At 44.2% G+C, this 26,730-nt stretch carries 23 protein-coding genes; 14 read left to right on the forward strand and 9 right to left on the reverse strand.

Annotated elements, in window-relative coordinates; all coding sequences use genetic code 11:
• Positions 1-160 precede the first annotated feature (160 nt).
• The gene (gene umuD, locus ACOTX5_RS19475; protein ID WP_000111290.1) at positions 161-595 is read left to right on the forward strand and encodes a translesion error-prone DNA polymerase V autoproteolytic subunit; all 435 of its coding nucleotides are present in this window, start codon (positions 161-163) and stop codon (positions 593-595) included.
• Positions 585-1,838: a translesion error-prone DNA polymerase V subunit UmuC gene (gene umuC, locus ACOTX5_RS19480; RefSeq protein ID WP_001371894.1), complete on the forward strand. Its 1,254-nt coding sequence runs from the start codon at positions 585-587 to the stop codon at positions 1,836-1,838. The genes umuD and umuC overlap by 11 nt, the downstream gene beginning before the upstream one ends.
• A 45-nt stretch (positions 1,839-1,883) precedes the next feature.
• On the opposite strand, the gene ACOTX5_RS19485 is transcribed toward umuC, so the two are convergent.
• Complete coding sequence (locus tag ACOTX5_RS19485; protein WP_000031378.1) at positions 1,884-2,693, reverse strand: DsbA family protein; 810 nt, start codon at positions 2,691-2,693, stop codon at positions 1,884-1,886.
• Between the two features lie 370 nt (positions 2,694-3,063).
• On the opposite strand from ACOTX5_RS19485, the gene ACOTX5_RS19490 reads away from it, so the two are divergent.
• A complete protein-coding gene (locus tag ACOTX5_RS19490; protein WP_121343843.1) occupies positions 3,064-3,411 on the forward strand; it encodes a hypothetical protein in 348 nt (115 codons plus the stop codon).
• Positions 3,412-3,470: 59 nt separating this feature from the next.
• On the opposite strand, the gene ACOTX5_RS19495 is transcribed toward ACOTX5_RS19490, so the two are convergent.
• The 3 genes from ACOTX5_RS19495 to ACOTX5_RS19505 form a co-directional block, all read right to left on the reverse strand.
• Positions 3,471-3,731, reverse strand: a complete 261-nt coding sequence (locus ACOTX5_RS19495) for a hypothetical protein (protein ID WP_001439466.1) — start codon at positions 3,729-3,731, stop codon at positions 3,471-3,473.
• A 195-nt stretch (positions 3,732-3,926) separates the two neighbouring features.
• Positions 3,927-4,319, reverse strand: coding sequence for a hypothetical protein (locus tag ACOTX5_RS19500; RefSeq protein ID WP_000843243.1), 393 nt, complete (start codon positions 4,317-4,319; stop codon positions 3,927-3,929).
• Positions 4,320-4,343: 24 nt separating this feature from the next.
• Positions 4,344-5,093, reverse strand: coding sequence for a thioredoxin fold domain-containing protein (locus ACOTX5_RS19505; RefSeq protein WP_000720274.1), 750 nt, complete (start codon positions 5,091-5,093; stop codon positions 4,344-4,346).
• A gap of 147 nt (positions 5,094-5,240) precedes the next feature.
• Between ACOTX5_RS19505 and ACOTX5_RS19510 the strand changes: the two genes are divergently transcribed.
• The 4 genes from ACOTX5_RS19510 (at position 5,241) to ACOTX5_RS19525 (ending at position 8,121) form a co-directional block, all read left to right on the forward strand.
• Entirely contained in the window at positions 5,241-5,780 is a 540-nt protein-coding gene (locus ACOTX5_RS19510) for a lytic transglycosylase domain-containing protein (protein ID WP_000494968.1), read from the forward strand.
• A gap of 82 nt (positions 5,781-5,862) precedes the next feature.
• Positions 5,863-6,420 carry an HAD domain-containing protein gene (locus ACOTX5_RS19515; RefSeq protein ID WP_001371950.1) on the forward strand — a complete coding sequence of 186 codons (558 nt, stop codon included), beginning with the start codon at positions 5,863-5,865 and terminating at the stop codon, positions 6,418-6,420.
• A 123-nt stretch (positions 6,421-6,543) separates the two neighbouring features.
• Positions 6,544-7,605: an HNH endonuclease signature motif containing protein gene (locus tag ACOTX5_RS19520; RefSeq protein ID WP_000902297.1), complete on the forward strand. Its 1,062-nt coding sequence runs from the start codon at positions 6,544-6,546 to the stop codon at positions 7,603-7,605.
• Between the two features lie 9 nt (positions 7,606-7,614).
• Positions 7,615-8,121, forward strand: coding sequence for a YrhA family protein (locus tag ACOTX5_RS19525; protein WP_000654195.1), 507 nt, complete (start codon positions 7,615-7,617; stop codon positions 8,119-8,121).
• Positions 8,122-8,243: 122 nt separating this feature from the next.
• Here the strand turns inward: ACOTX5_RS19525 and ACOTX5_RS19530 are convergent, their stop codons facing one another.
• From ACOTX5_RS19530 to ACOTX5_RS19550, 5 genes are all read right to left on the reverse strand, one after another.
• A complete protein-coding gene (locus ACOTX5_RS19530; protein ID WP_000386160.1) occupies positions 8,244-12,194 on the reverse strand; it encodes a conjugal transfer protein TraG N-terminal domain-containing protein in 3,951 nt (1,316 codons plus the stop codon).
• 8 nt (positions 12,195-12,202) lie between these two features.
• The gene (gene trhH, locus ACOTX5_RS19535; RefSeq protein ID WP_001257292.1) at positions 12,203-13,618 is read right to left on the reverse strand and encodes an IncHI-type conjugal transfer protein TrhH; all 1,416 of its coding nucleotides are present in this window, start codon (positions 13,616-13,618) and stop codon (positions 12,203-12,205) included.
• Positions 13,608-14,654 carry a thioredoxin family protein gene (locus tag ACOTX5_RS19540; RefSeq protein ID WP_000196727.1) on the reverse strand — a complete coding sequence of 349 codons (1,047 nt, stop codon included), beginning with the start codon at positions 14,652-14,654 and terminating at the stop codon, positions 13,608-13,610. Before ACOTX5_RS19540 ends, trhH begins: the two co-directional genes overlap by 11 nt.
• A 591-nt stretch (positions 14,655-15,245) precedes the next feature.
• Positions 15,246-15,758, reverse strand: a complete 513-nt coding sequence (locus ACOTX5_RS19545; RefSeq protein WP_001140952.1) for a hypothetical protein — start codon at positions 15,756-15,758, stop codon at positions 15,246-15,248.
• 1 nt (position 15,759) lies between these two features.
• Positions 15,760-16,560: a trhR gene (locus ACOTX5_RS19550; protein ID WP_234101249.1), complete on the reverse strand. Its 801-nt coding sequence runs from the start codon at positions 16,558-16,560 to the stop codon at positions 15,760-15,762.
• Positions 16,561-17,319: 759 nt separating this feature from the next.
• Between ACOTX5_RS19550 and mobI the strand changes: the two genes are divergently transcribed.
• Genes mobI through ACOTX5_RS19585 form a run of 7 tightly spaced genes read left to right on the forward strand, consistent with a single transcriptional unit; the run spans position 17,320 to position 26,729 of the window.
• The gene (gene mobI, locus ACOTX5_RS19555; RefSeq protein ID WP_000071885.1) at positions 17,320-17,805 is read left to right on the forward strand and encodes a conjugative transfer protein MobI(A/C); all 486 of its coding nucleotides are present in this window, start codon (positions 17,320-17,322) and stop codon (positions 17,803-17,805) included.
• Complete coding sequence (locus ACOTX5_RS19560) at positions 17,802-18,539, forward strand: hypothetical protein (RefSeq protein WP_000995978.1); 738 nt, start codon at positions 17,802-17,804, stop codon at positions 18,537-18,539. Before mobI ends, ACOTX5_RS19560 begins: the two co-directional genes overlap by 4 nt.
• Before the next feature lie 9 nt (positions 18,540-18,548).
• Complete coding sequence (mobH, locus tag ACOTX5_RS19565; protein WP_001011152.1) at positions 18,549-21,695, forward strand: MobH family relaxase; 3,147 nt, start codon at positions 18,549-18,551, stop codon at positions 21,693-21,695.
• Positions 21,695-23,779: a conjugative transfer system coupling protein TraD gene (traD, locus tag ACOTX5_RS19570; protein WP_001284073.1), complete on the forward strand. Its 2,085-nt coding sequence runs from the start codon at positions 21,695-21,697 to the stop codon at positions 23,777-23,779. Before mobH ends, traD begins: the two co-directional genes overlap by 1 nt.
• Positions 23,779-24,888, forward strand: a complete 1,110-nt coding sequence (locus ACOTX5_RS19575; RefSeq protein ID WP_000343600.1) for a hypothetical protein — start codon at positions 23,779-23,781, stop codon at positions 24,886-24,888. The genes traD and ACOTX5_RS19575 overlap by 1 nt, the downstream gene beginning before the upstream one ends.
• The gene (locus tag ACOTX5_RS19580) at positions 24,875-25,537 is read left to right on the forward strand and encodes a DUF4400 domain-containing protein (RefSeq protein ID WP_000718549.1); all 663 of its coding nucleotides are present in this window, start codon (positions 24,875-24,877) and stop codon (positions 25,535-25,537) included. Before ACOTX5_RS19575 ends, ACOTX5_RS19580 begins: the two co-directional genes overlap by 14 nt.
• Positions 25,538-25,547: 10 nt before the next feature.
• The gene (locus ACOTX5_RS19585; RefSeq protein ID WP_000952985.1) at positions 25,548-26,729 is read left to right on the forward strand and encodes a S49 family peptidase; all 1,182 of its coding nucleotides are present in this window, start codon (positions 25,548-25,550) and stop codon (positions 26,727-26,729) included.
• Position 26,730: the final 1 nt, after the last annotated feature.

The raw sequence follows: 26,730 nt of genomic DNA on the forward strand, positions 1-26,730 counted from the left end.
CTGTCAACGCTTCGCCCCATACCTCGCGGTATGCAACGCATGACTCGGGGACCTTGTGGATTGCTGGTCCTTCAATGGTCGGGGACTTTCACCCCTTGATCTCTACCGGTCTCCCGGCGCACACTGTTTATACATACAGTACAAGAATTCGAGTGTAGCTATGTCTGTTATCCTTGAGCACATTAGCAACAAGCCTTACGAAATGGCACCTTTTTTCAGTGATTTACTAAGCTGTGGAGTGATGAGTCCGTGCGCCGGGCATGAAGATAATGAATTAAATTTGCATGAATATGTAGTCCGCAACCGCCCCTCAACCTTCTTTGTCAGGGCGGCGGGCCTCAGTATGATCAATGCCGGTATCAATGATGGAGCAATACTGGTTGTGGATCGGTCTTTAACAGCACGACACGGCTCTATCGTCGTTGCGCTGGTGGATGGAGAGTTTACGGTAAAGATCTTACACACGTATCCTGAGCTGCTTTTGATGCCTTCTAATCCAGCCTATAAGCCGATACGTGTAAATCCTGAATCCCTTGAGATATGGGGCGTCGTCACCTTTGCACTGAATCAGTTCAGCCATGTACATGCACGTTGATATTAACGGAGCCTATGCGGCATTTGAGTGTGCGATGGATCCCAAGCTGTCAAAAAAGCCGCTCATCATAGCCAGCAATAACGATTCGTCCGTCATTGCAATGAATAAACTGGCTAAAAGCGTTGGTATTAAGCGTGGGACCCCAATTTTTAAGTGCAGGGATTTGATTCAGCAACACCGGATCGAAGTCCGGAGCTCTAACTTTACTTTGTATGAAGACTACTCAAATCGCTTCCATGAAACGCTGGAAAGCTTCGCGCCTCAATCGAGTCGATATAGCATAGATGAAAATTTCATGTTATTGAAAAACATGAACAAGATAATAGATTATGAAGATTACGGCCGGTTGATCAGAAGTACACTTCTTCATAATCTGTCCCTTACCTGTGGTGTGGGTTGTTCAAGCACCAAAACCCTCGCTAAATTATGCACCTATGCGAGCAAACGATGGGCAGCTACAGGCGGGGTTGTAGTTTTGACTGATCAGGCCAGGATCAGGAAGCTCCTGAGCCTGATCAGTACCAGAGAAATATGGGGTATTGGTCGAAAGATTAGTGAACGCCTGTCGGCTTTCGGGATCATCACTGCCGGTGATTTTTATAATAGCGACGTTCGCTTTTTACGTAAAAGCTTTGGCGTTGAAATCGAGCGTACCTGGCGGGAACTGCATGGCGAACCATGTTTCCGGCTGCACGAGTCTCCTCCTGTCAGGCAACAGATTATCGTTTCCAGAAGTTTTGGTCAGCGCCTTAATGAGATAGGCAAGCTACATGAGGCAGTTTCATTTTTTACCGCCCGGGCGGCAGAGCAGCTGCGCAAGGATGGCTCGTGGACCCGTCAAATCACAGTCTTCATTCAGAGTAGCAATTATGCGCAAGGTGAAAACCGCTACAGCAATTGTGGTATCGAGCCGCTTACCGCTACACAGGACACCCGCGATCTGGTTGATGCAGCCATGACCATCCTGAACCGCATTTACAGACCCGGGATAGCGTATGCGAAAGCAGGGGTAATGCTCTCCGCTATGACTGACGGCACAGAGCAACTCAGCCTGTTTGATACTCGCCCGGCCAGGCCTGGCAGTCAGGCACTGATGAAAGTTATGGACCGGTTCAATAAAGAAAAGCGCGGAGCTCTGTTTTTACTGGGGGAAGGCATTCAACAGGATTTTCGTATGAAGCAGGCCATGCTATCACCGAGATATACGACCCGCTGGGATGAATTACTCGTTGTAAAAGCGTAGCGGCCATGACCGGCATGGCCGTACTCATCAAATGTGAAAGTAACTTTAGGCCCCGCGAGCTTTTTCGATTGCGCCCTGCAAAGTTGCTGCGTCCATAGCCCCGGGGATAAATGTGGTAGTCGCCGCATTCGGCTTTTTCATATTCATAATGATGAAACCGGGTGTGCCGGTGATCCCGAGCGCTTCGCCCAGCTGCATATTGCCGGAGATCACGTTTTCATACCGGTTTTTTTCCCTGTCAGAAAACGTGCTGTTAAACCCTGACTTTTCCACCACAGTATTAAAGTCAGTGAGTTCGAATTTGCGTTGAGAGGTCATGAAGGTATGAGCCACAGCCATCAGGTTGTTGTGGTACTTACGATAGGCTTCAGCACCGAAATTCTGATAGACGTGCAGACCCGTAGCGGCCCCCATGGCAGATACAGGTTTTGAACCGGCAAAAATCGGGAATTCTTTAAAGAAGAATTTTACATCTTTGCTCTGATTCATTACCGATTCAACAACAGGTGTAACCCGCATGCAGTAAATACACTGATAGTCGAAGAACTCGATTACCGCGACGTCGGCGTCATCAGGGCCGATGTTTGGCGTCTCCTTGGTATCCAGCAGAGCTGGCGCATATGGAATTATTCGTTCCACTGAGGCACTCACGTTCTGATTTTCCAGCGCCTTACCTGCTTCCACTAAATAATGGGGATTTTTTACCAGGTAAGTAGCGGCAATTTTGCCAATTTCTTCCTCACTGAGCACCTTCGGTTTAAAATAAGTTGCCGTGATTAACGCCGAGGCAGCGGTAGCAATAACCGCAGAAATTAAAATCGTGGCCATCGGTTTTAAATAAAATTCTTTAGACATAGCTACCTTTATGCTTTTCAGCCTGTTAGTTATTAACCTGCGATGGATTATACTGGCCCGGTAAATCGGAATTATTCGTGAAACAATGCTTTTTGGAGATTAAAGGATGATTAGGCAGGGCTTTATACTCACAACCGCAATGCTTTTGAGTGGATGCGGATATCATTTCGCAAACCAGGTAGATGCGTACGATCTAATGCCTCGTCCTGTTACAAATAAAAGGTTTCAGATAGTCCCTCCGGACGAAAGTATTCAGTCCAGAATGTTTTCAGGCCGTTTTGCTGATGGATTAGCAAAAAAAGGAGTCATTATTTCCACTCACCAGCCAGATTATGTGCTCAGGTTCCGAATCAGCAGCTCACAGGAGAACATGCAGTATAGCGAGCAGCTTCTTACTGGGGTGACAGGCTACGTTGTAGATAAAAAGACAACGAGAACTGACAAGCATGGCGAATTGCATACTGACTATGACTACAAGCCAGTCGATGGGGTAATAGGCACTGAGACGATGTCGCAGATGCACTATATGCGACAGCTGGATGTCGAGGTATACCCGTCAGCGAAAGGAGCAAAGCAGGTTCTGAAAGTGAGTATGCAAAGCAATGCACCTGTGCCGTCAGACAGCATTGCTTATTCAGCAATGATCGACGCCTTTACTGATAAATTTGATGCGCCGCTGCGTTCCGGAAATTATGTTGCAGTGATCCCCTGGAACTGAAAGCAGACGGCGGGAAGAGAATGTTCAAAAGTGACTTTTGGACACGCACATTAACGTGGCTATCGCCCTCCCCCATTAAAATCATAAAGTCGGTAAAGATCGCCCATCGTGATGGAATTGGGCTTATTAATGAACAGATACTGTAACTGTTCTTTATGTTGAGTACTGGCAGCTGCATTCATAAGCACTTCCAGGTAGAACTTGTAGCCTATGCTTCGCTCTGAATACATATACTGGAACTGCATCAGTAAAATGCCTGACATAACATACAACAGCAGCAGACTGAGTAATACAGTGCTATCAGGCTGTTCCAGTGCCATACTGACATACCCTGAACCCAGAATGCACAGAAGCCACCCCGTCATTAGAGCAGGCACCCTACGACTCAGACGTTTATAACAACGTTTTATTACGGGATCCCGGAGATACTTTTTGTCAGGTATCCCCGTTGCTCTGATGACGAAGCTACTGAGTATCGACATCTTTTTTCCTTCTGGACGCTCTCAGTCAATAAATCAGGCCAGGCGCTCATTGAAAGCTACCACGAGCTGCGAATCGGGATTTTTTACCAGTTCGGGCCGGATAACTTTTAGTTGCCTCGTTGGGGCGAGCTCATCTGTAGGCCTGATGGTGGTATTACCCGGCCCCTTGCGGGTACTGTCGGTGTTTACCTTGAGCTTTTTATTTCCCAGGTAGCTTTCCATCTTTTTAGAGATGGTGTCACCTGTGGTCGCAACACCAGAGAGTTCCTTTAGATGTTCACCTTTATCCATTTGTACCGATGACATCAGAAATCCGATTCCGGGATCGTTTTCCGTTCCACAGGCTCCGTACTGACATTGTGCAGCGAAAACGGGCTGTACACCTACAGCAACCAGCATTAACGTACTCAGTAAAGTAGATTTCATACACACCTCTTACAGTCGGAAAAGTTACTTTTGCGCAGCGCCCATTTGGGTCACCAGGTTTTCCGGGCTCAGCCACCCCGTAAATAACTGCGGTTTGCCGCTTAGTGTCACCATGGTAGGAGTACCTTGCAGCGGGATTGTTGAGGCCACCTGGAAATGCGATTTGATAATGTTTAAGCAAGCCTCATCAGGACGTCCTTCCGGGATAGTTGAAACCGGATTCATCGCTGCATCCAGAGCTTCGTTTGGCTTTGCTGAACACCAGATTTTGGCCATGTTCCCGGCTACTACCGAGTTCAGTCCTGCACGTGGGAATGCAAGAAACTTAATCGAAATACCGGCATCAAGATAAGACTTCAGATCATGATGCAGTTTTTGGCAGTATCCACAGGTTATATCGGTAAAGATAGCAAGCCGGTATTTTTCGTTTGGTGATTTGTAGTCGATGGATTTTGTTTTGGATGCGAATTCCCGGACGCCCATTAAAATGGCCTGCTCAGTGGTGTTTACCACATCTTTACCTTTCACGTGGAATAAGCTTCCGGTAAAAATGTAATCTCCGTCTTTGCTCACGTAACTTACCCCCTCCCTGGAAATCACCGTAAAAATATCTTTTACTGGCGAGGGTTCGACGTGCTCGATTGAAAGCCCAATGGCTTTGAGCTTATCCCGGGCTGCATCTGGCAGTACCATTGTATTAACCGGCTCGGCATTCATCGTGAAGGCGGTACTTAATGAAAGAAGTAATACCGATGCCTTAATAATTTTTTTCATTTCCGCTCCTTAAATCGAGCACTAATATTATCACGCCCCAAAATTCCAGAATTTTGCTTAAACGCTTAAATCAACGGGTAAAGCCGAAAGAAAGTCGATAGATATATGGGAGAATAGATAAAACGTAGATTCAGTGGAGAAATCGTTGTGTTTACACCACCAGCAGATGATGTGAAACCTATTCCCGTTCCTGATGAGATTTACACTCAGTGCATTACGGATGCCGCCCGCTACTTCGGAATTGATGCTGAACTGGTTTTTACGTTGTTTGACAATGAAGGCGGTAAGGTTGGTACTTTCAGCAGGAATACTAACGGCACTTATGATATTGGCCCAATGCAGATCAACTCATCCAATCTACCTGAAATAAAAAAGCATTTCCCGACGGTAACGTGGCGGGTTCTGGCTTACGATGCTTGCGCAAGTTTCTGGGTTGGAACATGGTGGCTCTATAGAAAAATTGTTGATCGCAAGGGCAATGTGTTTGAAGGGATTGCAGATTACAACAGCAAAACCCCAAAGGTACGTGCAAAGTACATATTTAACTTCATGGTAAAGTACAATCGCCGGATCCAGCAGCGTAACGGGATGGGTGAGCTTTATCAATGGACCCAGCAACCTCCTCGATACAATGGCCATATAGCTAAAAATGTCCCGGAGCAAAACCCGACTCCTGTTGTTAAATAAATACAACCCGATATTACAGAAGATCATCGAGTGGCTTGGGTAAACCACCACAAATATTTCACACTGACTCAGGAGTAATATATTGTCTTCTTCTGCAAGAAATTTATTTAAGATTCTCTCTTCTTTCTTGATCCAGAAAAACCCTCATCATGAAGAAGTATGTGTTCATGAAGAAACAACAGCTGGTTTATGGGCCCCTCTCCCTGATTCGCATGTCGTGCTTTTCTTAGATTTCGATGGGGTTTGCCACAGGTGTAAAAATGAAACCTTTGAGCGAATGCCACTGTTAGAGAAATTGCTGGATAACTGCCCTGCCATGGTGATTGTTATCTCCAGCTCATGGCGTGAGTGCGCTAATACAAGTTATCTGAAATCTCTGTTCCGGGTGCCTTATAGAGACAAAATCATAGGTGCAACCGGTTCGGTATATTTAAAACACGGACAGACTGGTGTGCGGGCTGCCGAGTGTGAGGACTTTGTCTTTTCACATCGAGTTAAAGCATTTATCTGCCTTGATGACGACGAATCATTATTTCCGGCCGGTTATCCGCATTTGCACAAAACCGATTATTACACGGGCCTCACCGAATCTGACCTTGCAGCTCTTAACGCAAGGTACCATCAGCTCATGGGACGCTGATGAACAAAGTAACTTTCCTTTTACCCTGTCACTGCTGATCTCGTACGCCCATCCACTTTAGGATTGATTGTTTTATACCATACGCAATAATGTCTCATATGAATTCGACAAGAAAGGGACATTATGCTGCATCACTGTCAGGCTAAGTCACTGGATGACATATACCTTGAGGATATTCCCCACATCATACATCCGGCCACGGCGGTACATGACCTCGAAGATACCGCCCTGCCAAACCGGATTATTCAGGAATGGAATTTACCGCAGGGATATACACAGTTTGTCAGCCGGTATCACCAGTTCCACCATCAACGCCCCTGGCTCGCTTACCGCGATACGCTTGACGACATCAGATACGGTAAGATCGTTCTGCTTAGAAAAGACATAACCGGCAATGCCGGGCCGGGGGTTATATCAAATGGCAACCTACGCAATGACCTGCCCCTGTCCCTCTTTACCCGTCTGCGCGATATCATCTCTCGTCAGTTGAAACGCCCGGGGTATTACGTTCGATCAACGACACCAGCACAGCACGCCCAATCAACAAAAACCATTAATTCCAAAGCGGCTGGTCGTCTTCTCGCAGCTGGCGGGCTTTATAATGGAAATGTGGAGGGATTTCGACATACGGCTGAACAACTTGGCGGCGAAGCTGTTGAAGGCTATGACCAGGTATTGAACGAAACAACTTCAGGTATGCTGGTTGCAGCGGCTTCACTTCTGGTTATCCGAAATCCAAGGTCTGCGGATGAATTGACAAGTTATCTCGGCAAGTACAAAAAAGCACACGTTTTGCTCGATGATATGAATGTTAGCGAATTGAACTACATGCGCCGAGACAGAGCTGAATATTTAGCTCTCCGTGGACAATTCAACAATACTGTACGCCCTAACTTCCTTAAATCACTTTCAGACCACCCAGATGCCCTGGCTACGTTTGAACCTAACGATTTGATGAAACTTGCAACAGGCAAGGTCCCCTCTGGGTGGCAGGTTCACCACAAGATCCCTCTTGATGATGGTGGCACAAACGCTATAGACAACCTGGTACTTATTCAGAATTCACCATACCATTCAGCACTGTCGAAAGCACAATCCATCATTACGAAGGATCTACCGTATAATTCAAGCACCAAAGTTCTATGGCCATCGCCGAACGGTGTTATCTACCCGGTAGGAAAGTAAGAGGCGCTCATGAAAGATTTAACTCAACTACTCAGCAGCTTAAAGAGGTTGATGGTTGCAGATCACTACCCTTTAGCCAGCCCGGTAGCCCCGGAAGTCTTGAAAGACTTAATCTGCAATCCGCCTCCAGTGGAGTGGGCAGATCACAAAAAGAGCGCCTATATAGATATACAGAAACTCATTAAAACCAGGCTTGATTATGCCCAAGTGTTTAATGCTATGGATGGTTTTGAGTACAACGGACTTACGTTTTATAACCTTGTTCAGGCAGAGAACGAAAATCTATTGTGGTCAAATATTTACATACGCAACTTTGAAGCACGAGACAATGAAATCTACGTTGACCCAAATCTCACTGATAAGGTGTTAATCGGAGAAGATGGCATGTCACTTTTCGCTTATAGTTTTGCAGACGACTGCTTTCAGATAAGAGACAAAGCATCTACTGATTATGTTATTGAATCTCATACAGAGTTTGATAGATTTTTGTCTTCACTGATTCAAACCGTCAGTTGAATGTTCCGCAAGAGCGGTACTTCTGAAAAAAAGGCCGCAAACACATACTTTGCGGCCTTAATTGTTTAGCAGTAATTTACAATCTATTGATAGTCATTTCAGGAGGTTATATTCAACCTCCCTTATTTTTTATTTTCATTAAGCCACTGATCCGCTTTATCGACACGTGACTGGTAAGGCTCATTTGTGTTGCTCAGCTCTGACTTCATGTACTGAATGAATTCATCTGCTTTCTGAGGCCCAAAGCGTGGGTCATCCGTCAATTGCTGCCGGATAGCCCTTTCAGAGTTCTGCGCTGCATTCGCATAAGTCGAAACGCCGTCGCTGCTAATACTCTGATACCGGTCACTTACAGCTGCGACGCCATCAGACATCTGCATGTGATTAAGGACTTTACCCTGGAGAGAATCAGGCATATTTGCAGGGTTAGAGGCATCATTTGCTATCGATGTCTGGGTTTGAAGGATGCCCGCTCCCGTAAGCATCTCATTTACCGGTTTCGCCCCAACGCTGGTTAGCGTATCCGAAACAAATTGCTGGCCCCCGAGTAGCGCACCAGAAATCGCGCCCCGCTCAGTGTTGGCCTCTATCTTTTCCCCAACCAAGCGATCTGTGACGGTCTGAGTGCGGTTACCAACGAGACCACCGCCCGACCCACCTTCTCCCAGGTTTGCCCGTACGACTGACTCAAGTGAACCATCAGCTCTGTTATGAGTGTTGAAACTGCTATGGATGCTCTTAACGTCATTCATACTCCAGTTAACGTTATAGTTACCCAGTTCATTAAGGATCTTCTGGGTATCCGCTTTGAGCTGCTCTCTTTCGGCACCGGTAGCCATGGTGCTGGCACCATAGGTAAAGACAGCTTGCTGTGCCAATTCAGCTCGCTTATCGTCCCGGCTTAAGTTCGGGTTGTTGGCAACACGACTAAAGTAGTTATCAGTGTTATTAGATAAGCCACGAACTTGCCCGCTCTGATACATACTGTTCAAAGCAGTGGCTCGTTGATCCATTCCATCACCAACCACCCGACCTCCAACCTTTTCCAGATCGTTAAATGTGCCTTCTGCATTTCTGACATCCTGACCCGAATTGACGACTTTCTCTACACCCTGATTATTCAGTACAGGTCCATTCTTTTCGAGAGAATTAAGCACATTCCTTTCTTCATCAGAATAAGTGCGGCCCACGTTGTTGTTATGTATTCCCTGAATATCGCCTTTGCCCGCGTTATCAAGGTTATACGGAGTAAAGCCAGCTTCACTTTTTCCAGGGACATGCTGTGTCGCGTCCTGAGCGTTGGAGGAAAGACCGAGTTTAGCCTGCGAATCTACACTTCCACCCAGTTCCCCTACGCGTGACGCACTCATCACGCCAGACGTATTTACGCTGTCAGGAGTTCTATCCTGTGCCTGAGTGATAGTATTAATTCCTGACCCGTCACCTGAAATTCTGTCGAGCTGATTGGTGATAGGTAGCAGCTGCTGTGCATTACCACCGAAGTCGGAAACCAGACTTTTAAGCAGGCTGGAGGTTTCACGGAGATCCTGTTTATTACTTTCGGCCGTCTCTCCCCGGGCGGTATCAATCGCAATTTTTTGCTCACTGAAATCTCGGGTTGCAGCCACAAGCGCGTCAGTACGTTGAAGCTGCGATCCAAGCTGATTACTGGCCTTGAAGGTATCGTTATAGGAGTTGAATTTCTCCATAAACGCATTCTCATCCAGCCCATTCTTACGAGCAAAATTCCTTACATCATCATCACTGAAGTTTTTGTTGCGAATAGAATCGGAGAACCTGTCCAGGTTAATGCTTTGTTTAGAATCAAGGCTCATTCCACTATTGGAGCTTGCGTTAGTCGAAACCGATGTAGAAATATTTTGCGCCATCGTCTGTGTCGCCTGGTTCATTTTCGACGATGCTTCTTTAAACGCATTAGTATTGGATATCTGATCGCTGCTTACCTGAGACGCCGCTTTACTGAACTGGTCAGTTAACGCAGAATCCTGGCTAAGCTGATTCGTGATTGCTTTTGAAAGGTCATTTGAAAGCGAGTCACTGCCTGTATTGGTCTTAGATGCACCGCTACTCAATTGCCCTGCTACAGCCGCTTTCAGCCCGGCTCCATTGCCAGTTCCAACACCTCCATTAAGCCCAGCGTTGAGAATAACATTTGAAGCAATGCTGGCCATCTGAGACGCACTCACCCCATGTTTCGTTGCAATACCTTCTGCTACAGAGGCACCAATCTTATCCGAGATCTGCTTCATTGTTTGCAGGTTGGTTGAGAACTGCTGGCTCGACTGTCCTGACCTTCCAATTTCGCTCATCTGACTGTAACCAGCCTGGAATGAATTACTTGCCGCACTCATAACTGATGAGGTTACAGCTGATCCTTGTCCCTGGCTGTTAGCGATACTTGAACCAGCATTCCACATTCCAAGACGGAAATTACTTGAATCAACTGCGCCGCCATCGCTGTATCCCTGACCGGTACTGGTTAAGGCGGTTCGTGTCACGTCACCAAATGAAGATTTACCGCTGTTAGGGCCATCCCATACTTTGGGCGTTACATGACCAGTATCCACCGGCGCATCGGGGGTCACTCCCTTAACCGCATTCATCATCGGGTGAATCGACTGTGTCATCAGGAATAATGTGAGTACCGGAATCAGAGCATAGAGGGCGGAAGCAACAGACAGGTATGAACTGTATGTTTCCGCAAGCCCTGGGAGTCCCATCCACGTGACGGCATTATTCTGGCTGTTGAGGGTGCTCCAGGTATCCAAGTCGGCCGTCGCGACTTTCTTCACATACGCGTTGACCATTACTGCCGTAAGCGGCCACATATTCACGAAGAGGATAAGTTGCAAATATTTCGCCGCAGCGGCAACACCATTACCACCTAACGCCAGCAGCATAAGCAAAGCAAATGGAGCAACCATATAAGCAAACATTTCAAGGAATGCGATTGCTGCTCCCGACAGTTGTAACCACAACTGGCCCTGTGAAGCCATTGTGTTGGTTCGCTTCAGAGAAGCCTCAAACAACTGCATATCGGAAGCCAGACCGAGTGGGGTCTTATATTTGCTTGCGCCATTTCTGAGCTCATTCATAATGAACAGGTTCAGGGTGGCGTCATACGAACCAATAGCCTTACCGTACATACCATTTGCTGACGCCATAACATCAGTAAAGCTTGCGCCGGTAGGTGCACCATTTGCTTCGTCTGGAGTAAGGATGCCGTTTGTCTGTCCTATAAGGGAAATAGTCTGGCGAGCTTCAGCTGTACTGGTAACCTGTTTCACAGTTGACCAGACCTCATCACACGTACCAGATTTTGAACCGTTAGCGCCAACAATACTGGCAGAGGCATTCTTCAGTGCGCCTTTCATCGCCTGATTAATCCGGTCCATGCTATCTGCCAGATTAGCTGAGAAAATATCGTTAAAAATAGTTTCTTTACCGGCAATATTTGCGCTTGAGTTTTGGGTAGCCTTCAGGCAGTTGTATGCAAGAGACTGAACGGTAGCACATACGTTCATTGGCCCTAGCCCGCTGGCCGGTTCAGGAAATGCGGAACAGTAGCCCTGGCTATCGCCGCCCCATTGCAAAAACTTCACGAATCGGATCATCGGACCGAGGGTGATGTCATCGTCCAGAGTTGTTGCAGACAGGTCCACCGGAGAAAGCGGATCAAACGCTGTTTTATAATCCTTCAGCAAACCCTGGCTTAAGTTAGTGGTGACGGTTGCCATCGCAGCAATAAAAATTGGAATTCCGTCGACGTTTCTGACCTCTCCCGACTTTACAGATTCAATAGTTACATCCACTCGAACCATTGCCATCATGAAAAGGATCAACCCCAAAAACCAGGAGAAAAACGGTAATTCATTTTTGGTCGGAGCCTGAAGCCATAGCCACGTTTTATAGAATAGGCTCACACCTGCTACAACGGCGGCCGTGGTCAGGAACTCTTTTACACCAGTATATTGAGAAAAGATCAGGGCAATACCGGTAAAAGCCGACCAGACAAAATCAATATCACCCAGGGTATATATGTTGTAATCCATGTCAGACCTCAGTTACGTGTGCCACGAATACTTTCAGTGAAAGCCTTCCGTTGCAGGCGACGGTTATCCCAGGTTGAAATGACGTCCGAGCTGGTACCGACCTGGCTGTGCGATAGCTCATAGGCGGCTTTAACCTGTTTTGAGAGATTGTCTGTTAATCGGTTGAGATCATCCCTTTTACCCGACAGCGACTCACTCGGTATGCTCATGGTTGAAATTTTGGCCTCAACCTGGCGCAACATGTTGATTACGAGGCTCGTCGCAGCAATAGTGCTGATGTCCTGAATGTATGCGTACCCTTCCGGTGCTTCGAATGTTTGCAAAGAGTCGATAATGGTCGGGATGCCGATATAGGAGATAATGCGTAATTCATCATCTGAAACACGAACGTCGTTGATGATTTTTTTCTGTACGTTTAAAAGAAGATCAGAAATGGTATCCTTCAATCCCTTAAAACCACCGTCATTAACTTCTGACATGACAAGGCACTGAGCCTTTCGTGGGGATGATGGATCTGGTGCCGGAGAACACTTGAGCATTTTAATTGATCCGCCAGCTGGTGGCCCCATGATGTAATCCGTGACAGTCATGGTAGACGGGCGGACTTCCATTCCCGCTTTTTCGCCTTTGCTATCCCAGTTGATAATGACAGTACCTACGAGAGACATAAGTTGTTCTGCCAGTTTATAACCGGATAACTCCGTTACCCCTCCGATGTTCATCGTTCCCTTATCAATATCCATGAACGACATATAGAAGAGGTTACCACTGAATTTTTCAGCGAACTCTTCGGGATCCTTTGCTTTAACCTGAGAAGTGACAGCTTCAGGTGACTTTGTCATCGATGAGCCAAAATCAGGAATAAGACCATTAATCGATCCCAGAATTGAGGCTGGTCCAGAGCTAACTGAGTTAGCGAACTGGCTTGGCGTACCCACGTTTTCAGAAAGGAAAGAGTAAGTTGCATTGCATGAATCTTTCGCAAATTTATTTAGCGCTTGCAGTTTGTTTTGGATGTCATTAATCGTTGCAGCACAGTCAGCACAAATAGCTGAAACAGCAACGTTAAAAGCATAGATAGCCGCACCCTGGGCAATACCACGGGCCACCTGCACAAGCTGGTCCCCGTTGATCATGCTGAAGGACCCAAGAAAAACGTCAATACCGTTACAACCGACAGAAGCTTTTGGAAACGACATGGAAACAAGGTTGGTATTAACGTTTGTTGTTCGGTAAGACATTGACCCGCCAACTATGCCTGTACGGGTTGCTGTGGAAAAGGTGGCCGGGCTGGTAGACGTCATCATGCCATTGAAAATGTTACGCATTGCGTTGTCTGCATTTGCAGTCGGGGCTAAAATTGCAGCACAAACAGAAAGAGACAAAAGTAACTTTTTGAAGTTGAAAACGGCATTACTGCGCATAAGTGCCTCCAAAACTGCCGCCAGCATTGAGATAATTGACCGGATCGGCCGTAGGCATGTCATAGCCTTCGAGTTTTTGGTCCATTATTTTTTGAAGTAGGAATGGGTCTGATTCCATTTCGGATTTATTAACGGTAATAACGCCATCATCGCCGATGGTATATTGCCTTTTAATATCTAGAGTTGACTGGAACGAAGCGTCATCGATCAGATTCATGCCCTTCGCGGCAAGTATAATAGTGTTCTTTAATTCATCAGCGGAGATCATGCCTTCACTAATGCGCTGAGCTGATGTCCCATCCTTTGAAACCAGGAAAATTGTAGGTACCTCTCGAATTTTAAATTGATCAATAATTTGTGCGTTGGGGATGTTAAAATCCTGAAAAAGGCCATTATGCAATGGCCTTCCATCCATACTGATTGGAAGAATATCTACCGAATAATAGTTCTGCATAAATTGAAGTATTTGGCTTTCTTCGTGGCAAAACTGGCAAGTACTCTGGAAAAAGAAAAATAAACCTGACTTAGTAAAGATATCTTTCATTACCGTTTGCTGATTTTTTTCAACAACAGTGCGGTGAGCATCCAGTGCCACCTTTTCCACTGGTTGCCTGCGTTTTTCAGACATCATCGGGTTTTTAAGAAAATAATCTTTTGATTTGTCAGAAAAACGCGTACTGATATCCAGCATTAACCTTTGCGCCGTGTAATAACGTGATAGATTTTCTGCGGTAGGGTTATCCATTGCCTGCGTTAACAGTCGAGGCATATTCTCTTTTAGCCATTTTGAATTTAAATCTACCATTTCCTCTTTTGAAGGCGAGCTAGCAGCACCGGTTGGTGGCAAAACCTCTTCTTCTTCAGCTTCGCTTTTTTTAGCAGGATCGTCATACCAGAAGAAACCCTTCTTATAAGCCTGGCCAGATACAAAGGGCGTATCTTTTATTAGGGGTTGCTCAGGGCTGGCGTGGGCACCAGTAATTACCAAAGACATAAGCAAAACCATCTTTGAAGGCGCTAATGCAATACGAGTCATAGACCGTTCTCCTTTTCTGATGCGGTTATGATGGCATACAAAAAAAAGGTTAGAGCTCGTATAGCATGGTCGTTTTTATGTTGAAAAGGACGGAAAAGGAGTGCTGACTAAGAAGATAGTCTCGGTGATGGAAAGATCATCCATCTTGCACGTTGTCAAAAATCCGGTGTAACAAAAACATGGTTTTATCGAATATCTAAAAGCAAATATTGCTTTGAAAACAGGTGTATTTAGAGCTGAAAAAAATCATCACAAGTAATGCTGTTTCTATATTTCAAAAAAGGAATAGCTAAGGATCAAAGAAGCGAACTTAGACAAGAATATAAAATATATTAATTGAAAGCGATTAAGAAGTCGTCATGCATAGAAGGTTTTGAGAACCTAAGTAGTTTTACGTTTTCAACAGAAAAAAAGGTGCACATTTTTGGAACGAAGAAAAACTGAATAAAGAAAAATCAAATTATATCTTTACTTGTCAAGAGTTGATATTTAAGTTGTAACTAATATTTGATTGTAAAGCAAACAACAGAATTTGACTTAAGTCAATATTTAGATTCAGACAAGGCAAGTTTCGCGATATCTTTTTTAAATTTAATCTAATTCTTCTTGAGAATACCTCTCTATGGCTGAAGCAGTTGAAGATAATCTGCAACGTGGACAATGAGCATCATTTGTCACTGGCACAATGTATGGGCGTTTACATTTTTCGCAGGCACCTAGTTCTTCAATTTCTTTCATAGAAGTAAGGATTTCTATTATTTTATTAACTTCCGGTGCGCATACAAAGTATCCCAGATTATGAAGGACACTCATTATTCGGTTGAAGTCAATTTGCCGAAAACTCGCTTCCGGATTTATTGGATCAAAACCAAAATAGTTAACTGCGACATCAATAACAGCAGAAAAGGCTCGGCGGTTATCTGTGCGTTTGCTCCAGCCCCGGATACCTTTTTTGAGTTTTGTTTTTGCACCAGGCTCAAAATCGATATTTTCAGCAACATGATTACCGTACAAAATTCGTATTGTATTTTTATTTGCCCCAAGCGACATAGTTCTTGCTGCTCGCAATAGAGCATTAGCTTTTGTTTGATCGACCTTTGCCATATCAATAATCCTTTAACATAACTTTATTTGTTAAAGTGTTGAACACATCCTGACAGTGACTGGTGAACATAGTGTCATAACGTAATAGTTCCATCAAATCATCACTAACTTTTCCTAACCGGATGTCAGCAGACAATTCATAAGCCCAGGCAAAAACTTTCGTTTTAAGTGAAACACTCTCTTCAATATGCCCTTGTGAGAAAGCAATTGTACGTGGGAAAAGAACGACATCGTTAATTGTTTTTAACGATGAATAACCAATGTCTTTAATAGCATCAGCTGTAGTTGGTTTTAAACCAAAGAAAATACTTACAAACTCTGGTGCGAGCATTGAGATAAAGAACACCTGCATAAAGTAGTCATTCTGTATATCAACACATTTAGAACGCAACTCATGAATCTTCTTGGGATTATAGATATCCACTGTACCATTCAGAAAAGTCACTTTTTCACCGGCATCGTAAATACCATAGTCAATATCATTTGTATCATATTCACGAATTACATTGGAATCACCGTCCAAGACCGCAGAAAAAAACCTCTCCCATGTAATTTCCTTTCCGAGTGTACGCGGAACCAAAAAACTACCTGGACGTGTTTCCACTTCAAAAGCTAAATCAGCGGCTGTACTAAATCCTTTCCCAAATAGGCGACGCTGGAGAAGAGGAGTCCCAGTTTGATATGCAGAAGATCCATGCACAGGCAATAACATTAAAAATGCACGGTAACTACGAATAAGCGAAATCTCAGTGCGGAAAAGTTTACCGAGTAAGCTACGAGTTAAATTATCAGATTCTGACATGTGCTGATTGTCCTTGCGCCATTACAATTGTTCAAATCTTCAACATGGATTTTTTGTTAGGTGTTCGGTAGGGTGAAAAGTAACTTTTAGTATTTTCTTAAGGCTTGAATAAGCCTTAAATCTATCCCTTCAACCACACCGCTTACTTGTAACACTTTTTAACCAAACTAACCAGAATTTTATCAAAAATTCCTGCGCATGCTAACGAAATGTGAAGCGATTAAAAAAAAACCTAAATCCAGCCCCTCCCAACGTTGGATTAGAATAACGACGTCTTTCACTGACCGTCATAAACTGACATTTTTACTTTTCATCAACCTCATGCTTACATAGGATCACTAAACAAAGAAAAGTGACCCTATGAATGCCTCACATAGGGTCACTTATGTTTGAAAAGTGACCCTATGTAATGTCGTCATAGGGTCACTTTTTATAAAAGTGTCACTATGGACAAAGTTCCATAGGGTCATTTTTTTTGGAAAAGTGGCACTAGATATATGTATAACTTTAATAGAGCAATGCACATTATCAAAAGCAATAATCCACAATGGTCATTCTGTCAAAAGTAACTTTAGGGGGTAGCGATGGAAGTGAGGCTAAACTCGCTGTTACTGTTTCTGAAGGCCCCTCCCGAATGGGGGAAACAGCGAGTGCATTACATCTGTTCAATTCCCTCATCAAAGAGCATTCAAAAATCTTCTGTTCGTGAAAAAAAACGGAAATTTCCTCCGGTATAGTAATTTCACATCAGGAGGCGTCATGAGTAATTCAAATCTTATAAGTTCTATAGAGCTAACACGTAAAAATTTACGTGCTCAGATTGAAGGTTTGCGTGTTGAGGCTGAAGATCTCATTACAAAATACTGGATCAAGTGGAAGGAACGAAACCACCAAGAGATTAACCTTACCCGACATAGCAAAGTTCCAAAGAGGGAGTACCTGGGTTCTTACGCACCAAAAGTTGAGCTAATTGGTAATGCCAGAAAAGTAACGATCACTTGGCATCAGTTCAGCCCTTATAAAACAAGAGCGCCTAGCCACATGTCAAAACGGGTGCAACCAATGAAAAGTGGAAAATATTCTAAGAACTGTTTTGTAAACCATGCCAGCTGGGAATACGAAATGATTTCTGAAACGGAAGCATTGCTGGAGCCTTACAGAGAAATGCTTGAGCTCTATCATTCAGCATATATCGAACTTGGACGAAAAATCCGTCAATACTCAAAAACTAAGGTGGCACAATGAACGACGCAATTATCACGGACAATGAGCGTATTAACATTGAACCAAAAGATGTAATGGTAAAAGGTTCAAATAAAAAGCAAGGCGTAAACGCTCAAACTTCTACTCAACGTAGACCAGAGCACCAGGGTATGGCCAAAGTTATTATTAACCCCGGCACCCCAGACTTTAACCGGTTTTTAACTGCCAGAAATGGAGCAGTCATCAGAGGTTTTGATGATGTGAGTATCGCTATTTCCTCTCTCTTTAAAACGGTTGATGCAGTTAAACATCCTGACCTTGTTCAGGCTATTCAGGATTGGTTCAACGAGCTGCATGAAGAAAACAATAAGATGAAAGAAAATCTTGTTGCTTATATTAAGTCAATTGAGTTCGACAAGAATGACTCATTCATGTCATCAACTCAGTTTGTACCTTTCAGTTTTGAACCAGTACAACTCAACTTCAATAACCACAACACCATGAGGTTTTACAAGTACATCTTCGAGATGAACCAGCTCATGAACACAATGTATGAGTACAACTCATTGGGTTTACTGGCTGTAAGCGACTATCCGGTTATGTCTCACAACATTATAAAGAGTATTAATTTATATGTTGAGAATGTGAAAAAGACTCTGAATGTTTCTCGCCGTAAGGATGGGCCATACAGTCCAGCAGAGTTCATCACCAAAGTAATGCAATATAAAAGTGTGCAGGCATACATTGCAGCCGAACTGTCAGGCAAACGTCGATAAGGTATGATGATGAATTTCAGGGCGCTGTATTTATGTATTAAACGGATTTTGGGGATATTCTCATCTCAGGAGAATGATGCAACCTCTGTAATGATTGAGGATATATCAAGCCTCTCTCCTTTTGCGCAGATTCTAGGAGATCAGAAGTACACTGTTCCTGATCATCCAAATCCAGAAGTCCTGAAATTCATCGAGTATCCAACTCGTCCGACGGGCATACAGACATTTAATGAACAGTCAATCCTGTCTCTGTATCGGGAAAAGCTGCACTCAATTTCAATGATGTTAGCTATCAGCGATAGCGACATCAGGGACGATGCATATACATTTACTAATTTAGTTTTAAAGCCCTTGGTTGAATATGTTCGCTGGATACATCTTTTGCCAGCTTCCGAAAATCATCATCATAATGGTATTGGTGGGTTACTTTCTCACAGCCTGGAAGTGGCCATACTCTCTTTAAAAAATGCGCATCACTCAGAACTGAGACCAATCGGATATCAAGATGAAGAAGTAGTCCGTAGAAAAGTATATCTCTATGCTGCGTTTATCTGTGGTTTAGTCCATGATGCCGGAAAGGTTTACGATCTCGACATTGTAAGCCTGAATTTAGCTAGTCCGATCATTTGGACGCCAAGCTCACAAAGTCTTCTTGACTGGGCACGTGAAAATGACGTGGTTGAATACGAAATCCACTGGCGAAAGCGTATTCATAATCAACATAATATCTGGTCCAGCGTTTTCCTTGAGCGAATCCTAAACCCGGTATGTCTTGCATTTTTGGATCGGGTAAATAAAGAACGTGTTTATTCAAAAATGATCACCGCCCTAAACGTTTATACTGATGGGAATGACTTTTTGTCTAAATGCGTGAGGACCGCTGATTTCTATTCTACTGGTACAGACCTTAATGTTTTACGTGACCCTATCATGGGTCTGCGTTCTAATGATGCAGCAGCAAGGGCCATTAGTACCATCAAGCACAACTTTACCAGTATCAATATCAACAATTACAATGCTAAGCCTATGCACATCATTATCGTAAATGGTGAGGTATACCTTAACGAGAACGCATTCCTTGATTTTGTTCTCAATGATTTCGAATTACATAAATATAACTTCCCTCAGGGAGAGGCTGGTAAGACCGTATTGGTAGAATCCCTAGTTCAACGTGGTTACGTCGAGCCCTATGATGATGAGCGTGTCGTTCACTACTTCATTCCGGGTATCTATTCGGAAAACGAAATATCAAACATCTTTAGAAATGGGATAGGGAAACTAGAATTCTATAACCTTCTTAAGCTAAGGTGGATTGGTTTAATCTTTGATTCCTATAAAATCCCTGACTCAGTGCCGGGTCTTTTTAGCGTTAATGCCAATAAAGACTTTATTTACATTGACGAGCAAAAAACAGTTACTGAATACAGAAGACCAGTGCCCGGTCGGGACGTTATAACTAAAATTACTGATACTGTTGAGACGGCTGTTCTTAAGGTTAATGATTTAGGCCGCTCCTCTGCCTCTATTGATGTTGATATACATTCTAAGAAAAATGAAGGCTCATCCGACGATTTTGAGAAGAAAGCCGAAAGTGATAATGAAATTGATAATGACACGCAGATAGTTAAATCTGAGGGTGAGGAAGCAGCTGATCCTGTCATTCCTGATATAGAAGAAAGTGAAGATGAATCGGCAAAGGACACGGAATCCCATGTCCTGGTCAACCAACTTCATGAACTCCTTTTAAGCGCTCCACTTTCCAATGACTATATAGTGTGTGTTGATGCTGTCCCCTACCTCAACATAGATACCACTATGGCATTGCTGCCGGGATTAGATGAAAAAGCATTCAGTGAAGAGCCCTATTTCCAACTGACATTCAGAGAAGGCTCTCTCGATGGAATGTGGATAGTAAGGGACATTGACGATCTGCGTTTAGTCCAGCTCGGCGATAACTGCGCCGGGTTCCAGCTCACCTATCATGAGCCAAGAAGGCCAACAACTTTAAAGTCACTTTTCAATACTTCTATGTATCAGGCATTAGTGATTAATGATGAGTCTTCTGTTGAAAACTCTGCCCCACGTCCAAAGCAAACGCTTGAGCTGCCTCCCCCACGTGTAAATGCAGTCGAAGAACATTCTGGCGACGTGGAATATCATGGAACCGATAGTGCATCCGCGACTGGTCCGCTGAAAACTGAGGCTGTGGAATATGAACATTATCAACATCTTTTTGAGAAAGAAGATGAAGAGCATGAGATCATTGATTATACCGATTTCTCACAGCTTAGTGTTTCTCGGCCAGAAGTCGGTAGTTGTGCAACAAGCTCTTCGGTCCATAATGAAAAGCTTCTCTCCGAGCCGTCAGAATTACCAGAACTTAACCGAGAACAGAACGCTGATCCCCAGGGTACGAATGAACGCTCTATGGATGTTTCTGTAGGACAAGAAAACTCAGAACCAGATACTGAGGGTAACTGCCCACCACCAGCTGAAGTTGTGTATTCCCAGACCGAAGCAGCCGCAACCAGTGTGATGGCAAGTGAAGAGCCCGCCTTACCTCCTGTACTTGAAGAATCAAATGGAGAGCATGCGCCCACAGACGCTAAGGGGCATCATCTTTCGCCAGCACTGGCCAGACTGTTCGCCCCAACAGCACCGGTAGAAAAACAAAATCCCAAGCGCAACCGGAATAAATCATCGGACAAAGCAGAAGTACAAAAACCAGCATCACCTGTTTCTGGTCACAATCTGAACAGTAAAGTCTTTGCATCTACTGAATCAGACCAAAATGGTGAATTCTCGCTTATAAGCGAAGGTGACGTTACAGAGCTTGAATTTGTAGAAATTGCGTTAGTACTGCATCAAATTCTGTCCAAAATGGAGGTGGCGTTTAAAAGAAAGCGCAAAAACAGATTTATGGTAAGTACTCCTAATACTCTCTATCTGACCCAATCTTGCGTGGAAAAATTTGGGTCGCAGTTAGAGGCTCAAGATCTTTTCAATAAGCTTCCTCAGTACCTCGTTAATTCTGGTGCTGTGATCAATACAAAATGCCATGCATTTAACATGCCTACTTTGCTGGCCGCATCAGACCGGGCGAAAGTGGACATTGAACGAATTATCAATAACCTGAAAGAGGCTGGGAACCTATAATGTCAGATTCGAAGAGGACTAACCTCCATGCACAAGAGAATTTTTATCGGCCTATTCTTGAGTATCGTAGTGCCTCAATACTTTTGATTTGTTCGGTTTCTATGCTTTATATGGGACTTTCTTCAGACGGACTGGACATCGCCCCAATAGTTCTGTTCACCTCAATATTGCTTTTTTTGCTGTGCCTTTATCGTTGCAAAACAGCAGCGCCATTTTTGATGGCTCATTGGCGTGTATTCAAGCGACATTTCATGTTCGTTAGTCTTGATTCACTGCGTGTAATTAACAAAAGTAACTTTTTCTCCAATGAGCGAAAGTATCGTCAACTGGTTCAGGATTATCAAAATAAAAATAAGGATATACCCGAGCGAAAGTCCTATTTTTGTGATGGGTTTGAGTGGGGTCCGGAACATGCGGATCGGGCATATCAAATAGCTAACCTCTCCAGTGATAAACGTGAGATCGAGTTGCCATTCGTCTTCAACCCAATTAAGAGACATTTTGACGCAATGGCTCGTAAGATGGGCGGCAGCAATGCAATTTTTGCTGTGGAACGTAGGGAACCCATATTTGTAACTGAAGACAATTGGTTTGGTCATACTCTGATAACCGGAAACGTGGGTACCGGGAAAACGGTGCTACAGCGTTTACTAAGCATTAGCATGCTTCATCTTGGTCATGTTGTTGTTGTCATAGATCCAAAGAACGATGCAGAGTGGCGAGAATCTCTAATGGAAGAGGCTAAGACCCTCGGTCTTCCTTTCTATAAATTTCATCCTGGCCAGCCAGCATCTTCGGTCTGTATTGATGTCTGCAACACCTATACTAATGTTTCTGACCTAACATCTCGTCTTTTGAGCTTGGTGACAGTTCCCGGTGAGGTTAACCCATTCGTTCAGTATGCCAAGGCTCTCGTTTCCAATGTGATTTCCGGGCTTTCTTACATAGAGAAAAAGCCTTCTATTTATCTGATTCACAAGAACATGAAAAGCCACATGTCTATTGTGAATCTTACAGTCAAGGTAATGGAGTCATGTTACGCGAGATATTATGGTTACGATGTCTGGACCGAAAAAGTTAAGTACGTCGCTAACGATACCTTGCCGGTACGTTTCAAGCGTCTCGCTGAATGGTTTACGGCTCATTTCATGAATTACGAGGGGTCCGAACAAATAGACTGGTTAGATACTGTTTCCCAGCTTATTGATTACTCAATGTCCGACCCAGAGCATATGGCTAAAATGACCGCAGGTATTATGCCTGTTTTCGATATGCTCATTGAAAAACCTTTAAATGAGCTTTTATCTCCTAACCCGAACTCAGTATCATCAAGAGAAATTGTAACAAGCGAAGGGATGTTCAGCACTGGCGGGGTGCTATACATTTCGCTTGATGGCCTTTCAAACCCCGATACAGCAGCTGCTATTTCTCAATTAATAATGTCAGATCTGACCTCCTGTGCCGGTAGTCGCTACAACGCTCAAGATGGTGATATGTCAGCTAATTCCAGGATAAGTATTTTTGTTGATGAGGCACACTCAGCCATTAACAACCCTATGATTAACCTTCTGGCGCAGGGTCGTGCAGCGAAAATTGCACTGTTTATTTGCACCCAAACCATCTCCGACTTTATTGCTGCGGCAAGTGTTGAAACTGCCAATCGAATTACGGGGCTCTGCAACAATTATATAAGCTTGCGAGTCAACGATACTCCTACTCAGACGCTTGTTGTAGAGAACTTTGGTAAGAGTGCGATAAGCACAAATATGGTCACTTATACGACCGGTTCAGAAACATCTTTGCCGCATAATAACTTCTCAGGTTCAATCTCAGAAAGAAAGCAGACAACTTTAGAAGAGAGTATTCCAAAGGATCTCTTGGGTCAGGTCCCTATGTTTCACATAGTTGCCAGGCTTCAAGATGGCAGGAAGGTTGTAGGCCAAATCCCTATTGCTGTTGCTGAGAAACAAATGAAGCCAAACACAACTCTGTCGGAAATGCTTTTCAAGAAGGCCGGAAAAGTTACTTTGCGTCAAAATCTCGATATCAAAAATCTTAATAAATTTCTAAGGAAGTTGCATTGATGGATGAAAAAATTGTCCTGACGCGCCAGCAAATTTTAAGCTCTGCACTAAAAGTCAGCAAATGTCGCTCGCTCGTAAAAAGGCGCTTTCAGTCTTTGGGTTTAAAGTACGCAGATTCTCAGGAAGTTCGAGATCGGCTAACTATGATAGAAAAAAACGCGTTTCATCATTTGGGAAAATTTTGTCAGAGCAACGATATCGATTCCCTATTCTCCATGGCAAATACCCTGTCTGAGCTTTTCCTTTTAAAGGGAGAGTTGATCACGACTGATCCCTTTGGGGACCGTGAAACCAGCTACTGGTCGGTACCACAAGGATCATGCCATGAATGGATTCAATCACTGACCACCAGCGAAGGTCCTGAACGTAAATTCGTTAGTTTCCGTATTTCTTTCGATAACAATGACGTACGGTGTGATCTTGTAAAAAAGAATGCCCGTATGCTTGGTTGTTATCTTTTGCCTTATTTCGTCGATTTAACACGCACGGTGGGCGCATTCATTAATTTGCCAGGTAGTGTCTCTTTTAAACAAGTACAGCGCATCAAACCCCAGATTCATCCAGAAACAACACATAGTCATATAGTTACTATTGAGGACTCTCCCTTTCTTTCTCGGTTAAAATTTAAAATCATTACTGCCATAGATCAGCTTCCTGACCCTAATGGCCTTTATACAAACACCTTTAACAGCATTATTGACCGTGCACTGCTGACTCATCTCAAAACCGAACAGGAAAAAATAGATAGTCCAAGAGTCTGCAAAAATGTGATTTCGGCTTTTGCCGACTCAACTCTTTCTCTGCCGGTGTTTAACATCGGCCTAAACGAGCAGTACAGATACTGGACGCCGTGGGGCATCAACTTTATAGAATTTTCCCGCCAGGCCGCAAAAGCAAGGACCGCTGTATTTGTTCCTGATGTGGGACAGATCGAGTGGAAAAGCGCAGAGCATAAAGAACTGGCGGAGTTAAGCCTCATCGACCAAATCATACCTAAACAGTACCACTGGCTCCTGGGTATCCCGACGATGTGGCGTAACAACTATTGCAATCACGATCAGAGGCTAGCTCTTTTTCGTGAATGGAGGGAAAGCAATGGCTGCGGATAATACAAGCAGGGCAGCAGTGCTCAGAACAATGCTTTTTTTTGGCATGGTCATTTATTTTGGTTACAGCTTGGCTTTCCAGAATACTGAGGAGCTCAAATATCAGATTACTCAGGAGGTTAATGCAAGCCGGTCCATCATATCAAATGACCGTTGGAAGTCTGTCATTGCAAATAGTGAAGCGACTTTAAATTGGTTGGTACATGACTATAAGTTAATTGACTATCTGAATACTATTCTGATCCCTGACACCAAAAAACCAGCCAGAGGTATTAACATTGTTGCTGAAAAATTTACCTCTATTAATTACACTATGGCCAAAAACATACCCCTCTTACTTTATCAGTCCATTTTCCGGTGGAACTTAATCCTGGGGTGGCTAATCGTTTTTCTGCCCTATCTATTTGCCATGCTAGCAGATGGAATGTACCAGTGGAAATTGAAGAGGTACGTATTTGGTAAGGTTACAGTTCAGTTTTATCGTATTTGGTTTCGAGCATTTTGGGTGATCAGTGCTTTAACGATGGTCTACCTGGTCATGCCAAATATGTCACTATTTAACAATATCGCTCAACTTTTCCCACCAGTCGCTTTATTGATACTGGGAATTGCATTGAATCGCTTGTGGTCTAACTTTCAAAAACTCATGTAAAGGTGGTCAGATGTTAAGCAGTAAAAAAAGGAAGTCCCCTACAAATATCAAAGAATCGCTCAATGATAACGCTGACCGTTTTTATAAGATGTTTCGCATTCATACCACGGCAAAAGTTGCTATGTCGCTAATTGCCATGACCGCTGTAGGGTTTTCTTTCTACAATCTTTACGAACAATGGCAGGACGCTGAAGGGAAGAAAGACCATATAGCTGTAATACGGATTTCTGGCGAGATGGGTACCGGCTCGGAAACGGGCGATGGAACAGTGATCGCAACAGCTCTTGCCAAAGCTTACAATAATCCCCATGCCAAAGCAGTTATTATCGAGGCAGAGTCAGGTGGTGGTGGTCCCTCTGACGCCATCATTATTTACCGCCAGATAAACGCGCTTAAAAACCACCAGCCACAGATTGAACGCGTATCAGATGCCGGTGGCTCTCTTTCATCTGTAGCCGCTGACAAGAGTAACAAAACCGGGAGCACAGAACGTGGCGATGAAGCACGGTCGAAGCAAAACTCCCTCGAAGTACTCTCCAGCGGTACCGGTCGTTTTTTCTCTGATATCGCAGACTCATATAAACCAATCATCGTTAGTGTGAAAGGCATATGCGCATCCGCATGCTATTACGCGGTATCGCCCGCTGATGCAATTTATGCCGACAGTAATGCCCTGATCGGTTCTATCGGTGTGCGTATGGACCACTGGAATCTGTCAGAGATCATGAGCACAGTAGGCGTCAAGAATGAGCCCCTTACGGCCGGTGAGTTCAAAGATGCTCTTGACCCCTTCCACCCATTGTCCGATTCAACGAGGGAGTTCATGCAGAAGGAGATCCTGAACACGATGCATGAAAAATTTATAACTGATGTTGAACTTGGACGGGGTAAAAAGCTTCTCTCGCGTCATGATGCCGATGCTGTTTCTCTCTATTCAGGCCGTGTATGGCCAACACCTCAGGCAGTTAAGTACGGCCTGGTGGATGGAGATCTTACGTCAGTAGAGATCCGTACACGTCTTTCAAAAATGTACTCCACTGACACGTTCAAAAACTACAATGAGCCTCATCGTAATCTCCGTTCTGCACTCGGCATGCTGATGAGCCTGTCTTCAAATATTGAGAGCCTTACCGGTACCACTACCCGCTTAGTAGAATCTGTTAATGCCACCAGCTACCCCTCTGTGAGGTAAC

The organism is Enterobacter cloacae complex sp. IR5441, from assembly GCF_049238215.1.
Classification (GTDB): Bacteria; Pseudomonadota; Gammaproteobacteria; order Enterobacterales; family Enterobacteriaceae; genus Enterobacter; species Enterobacter hormaechei_C.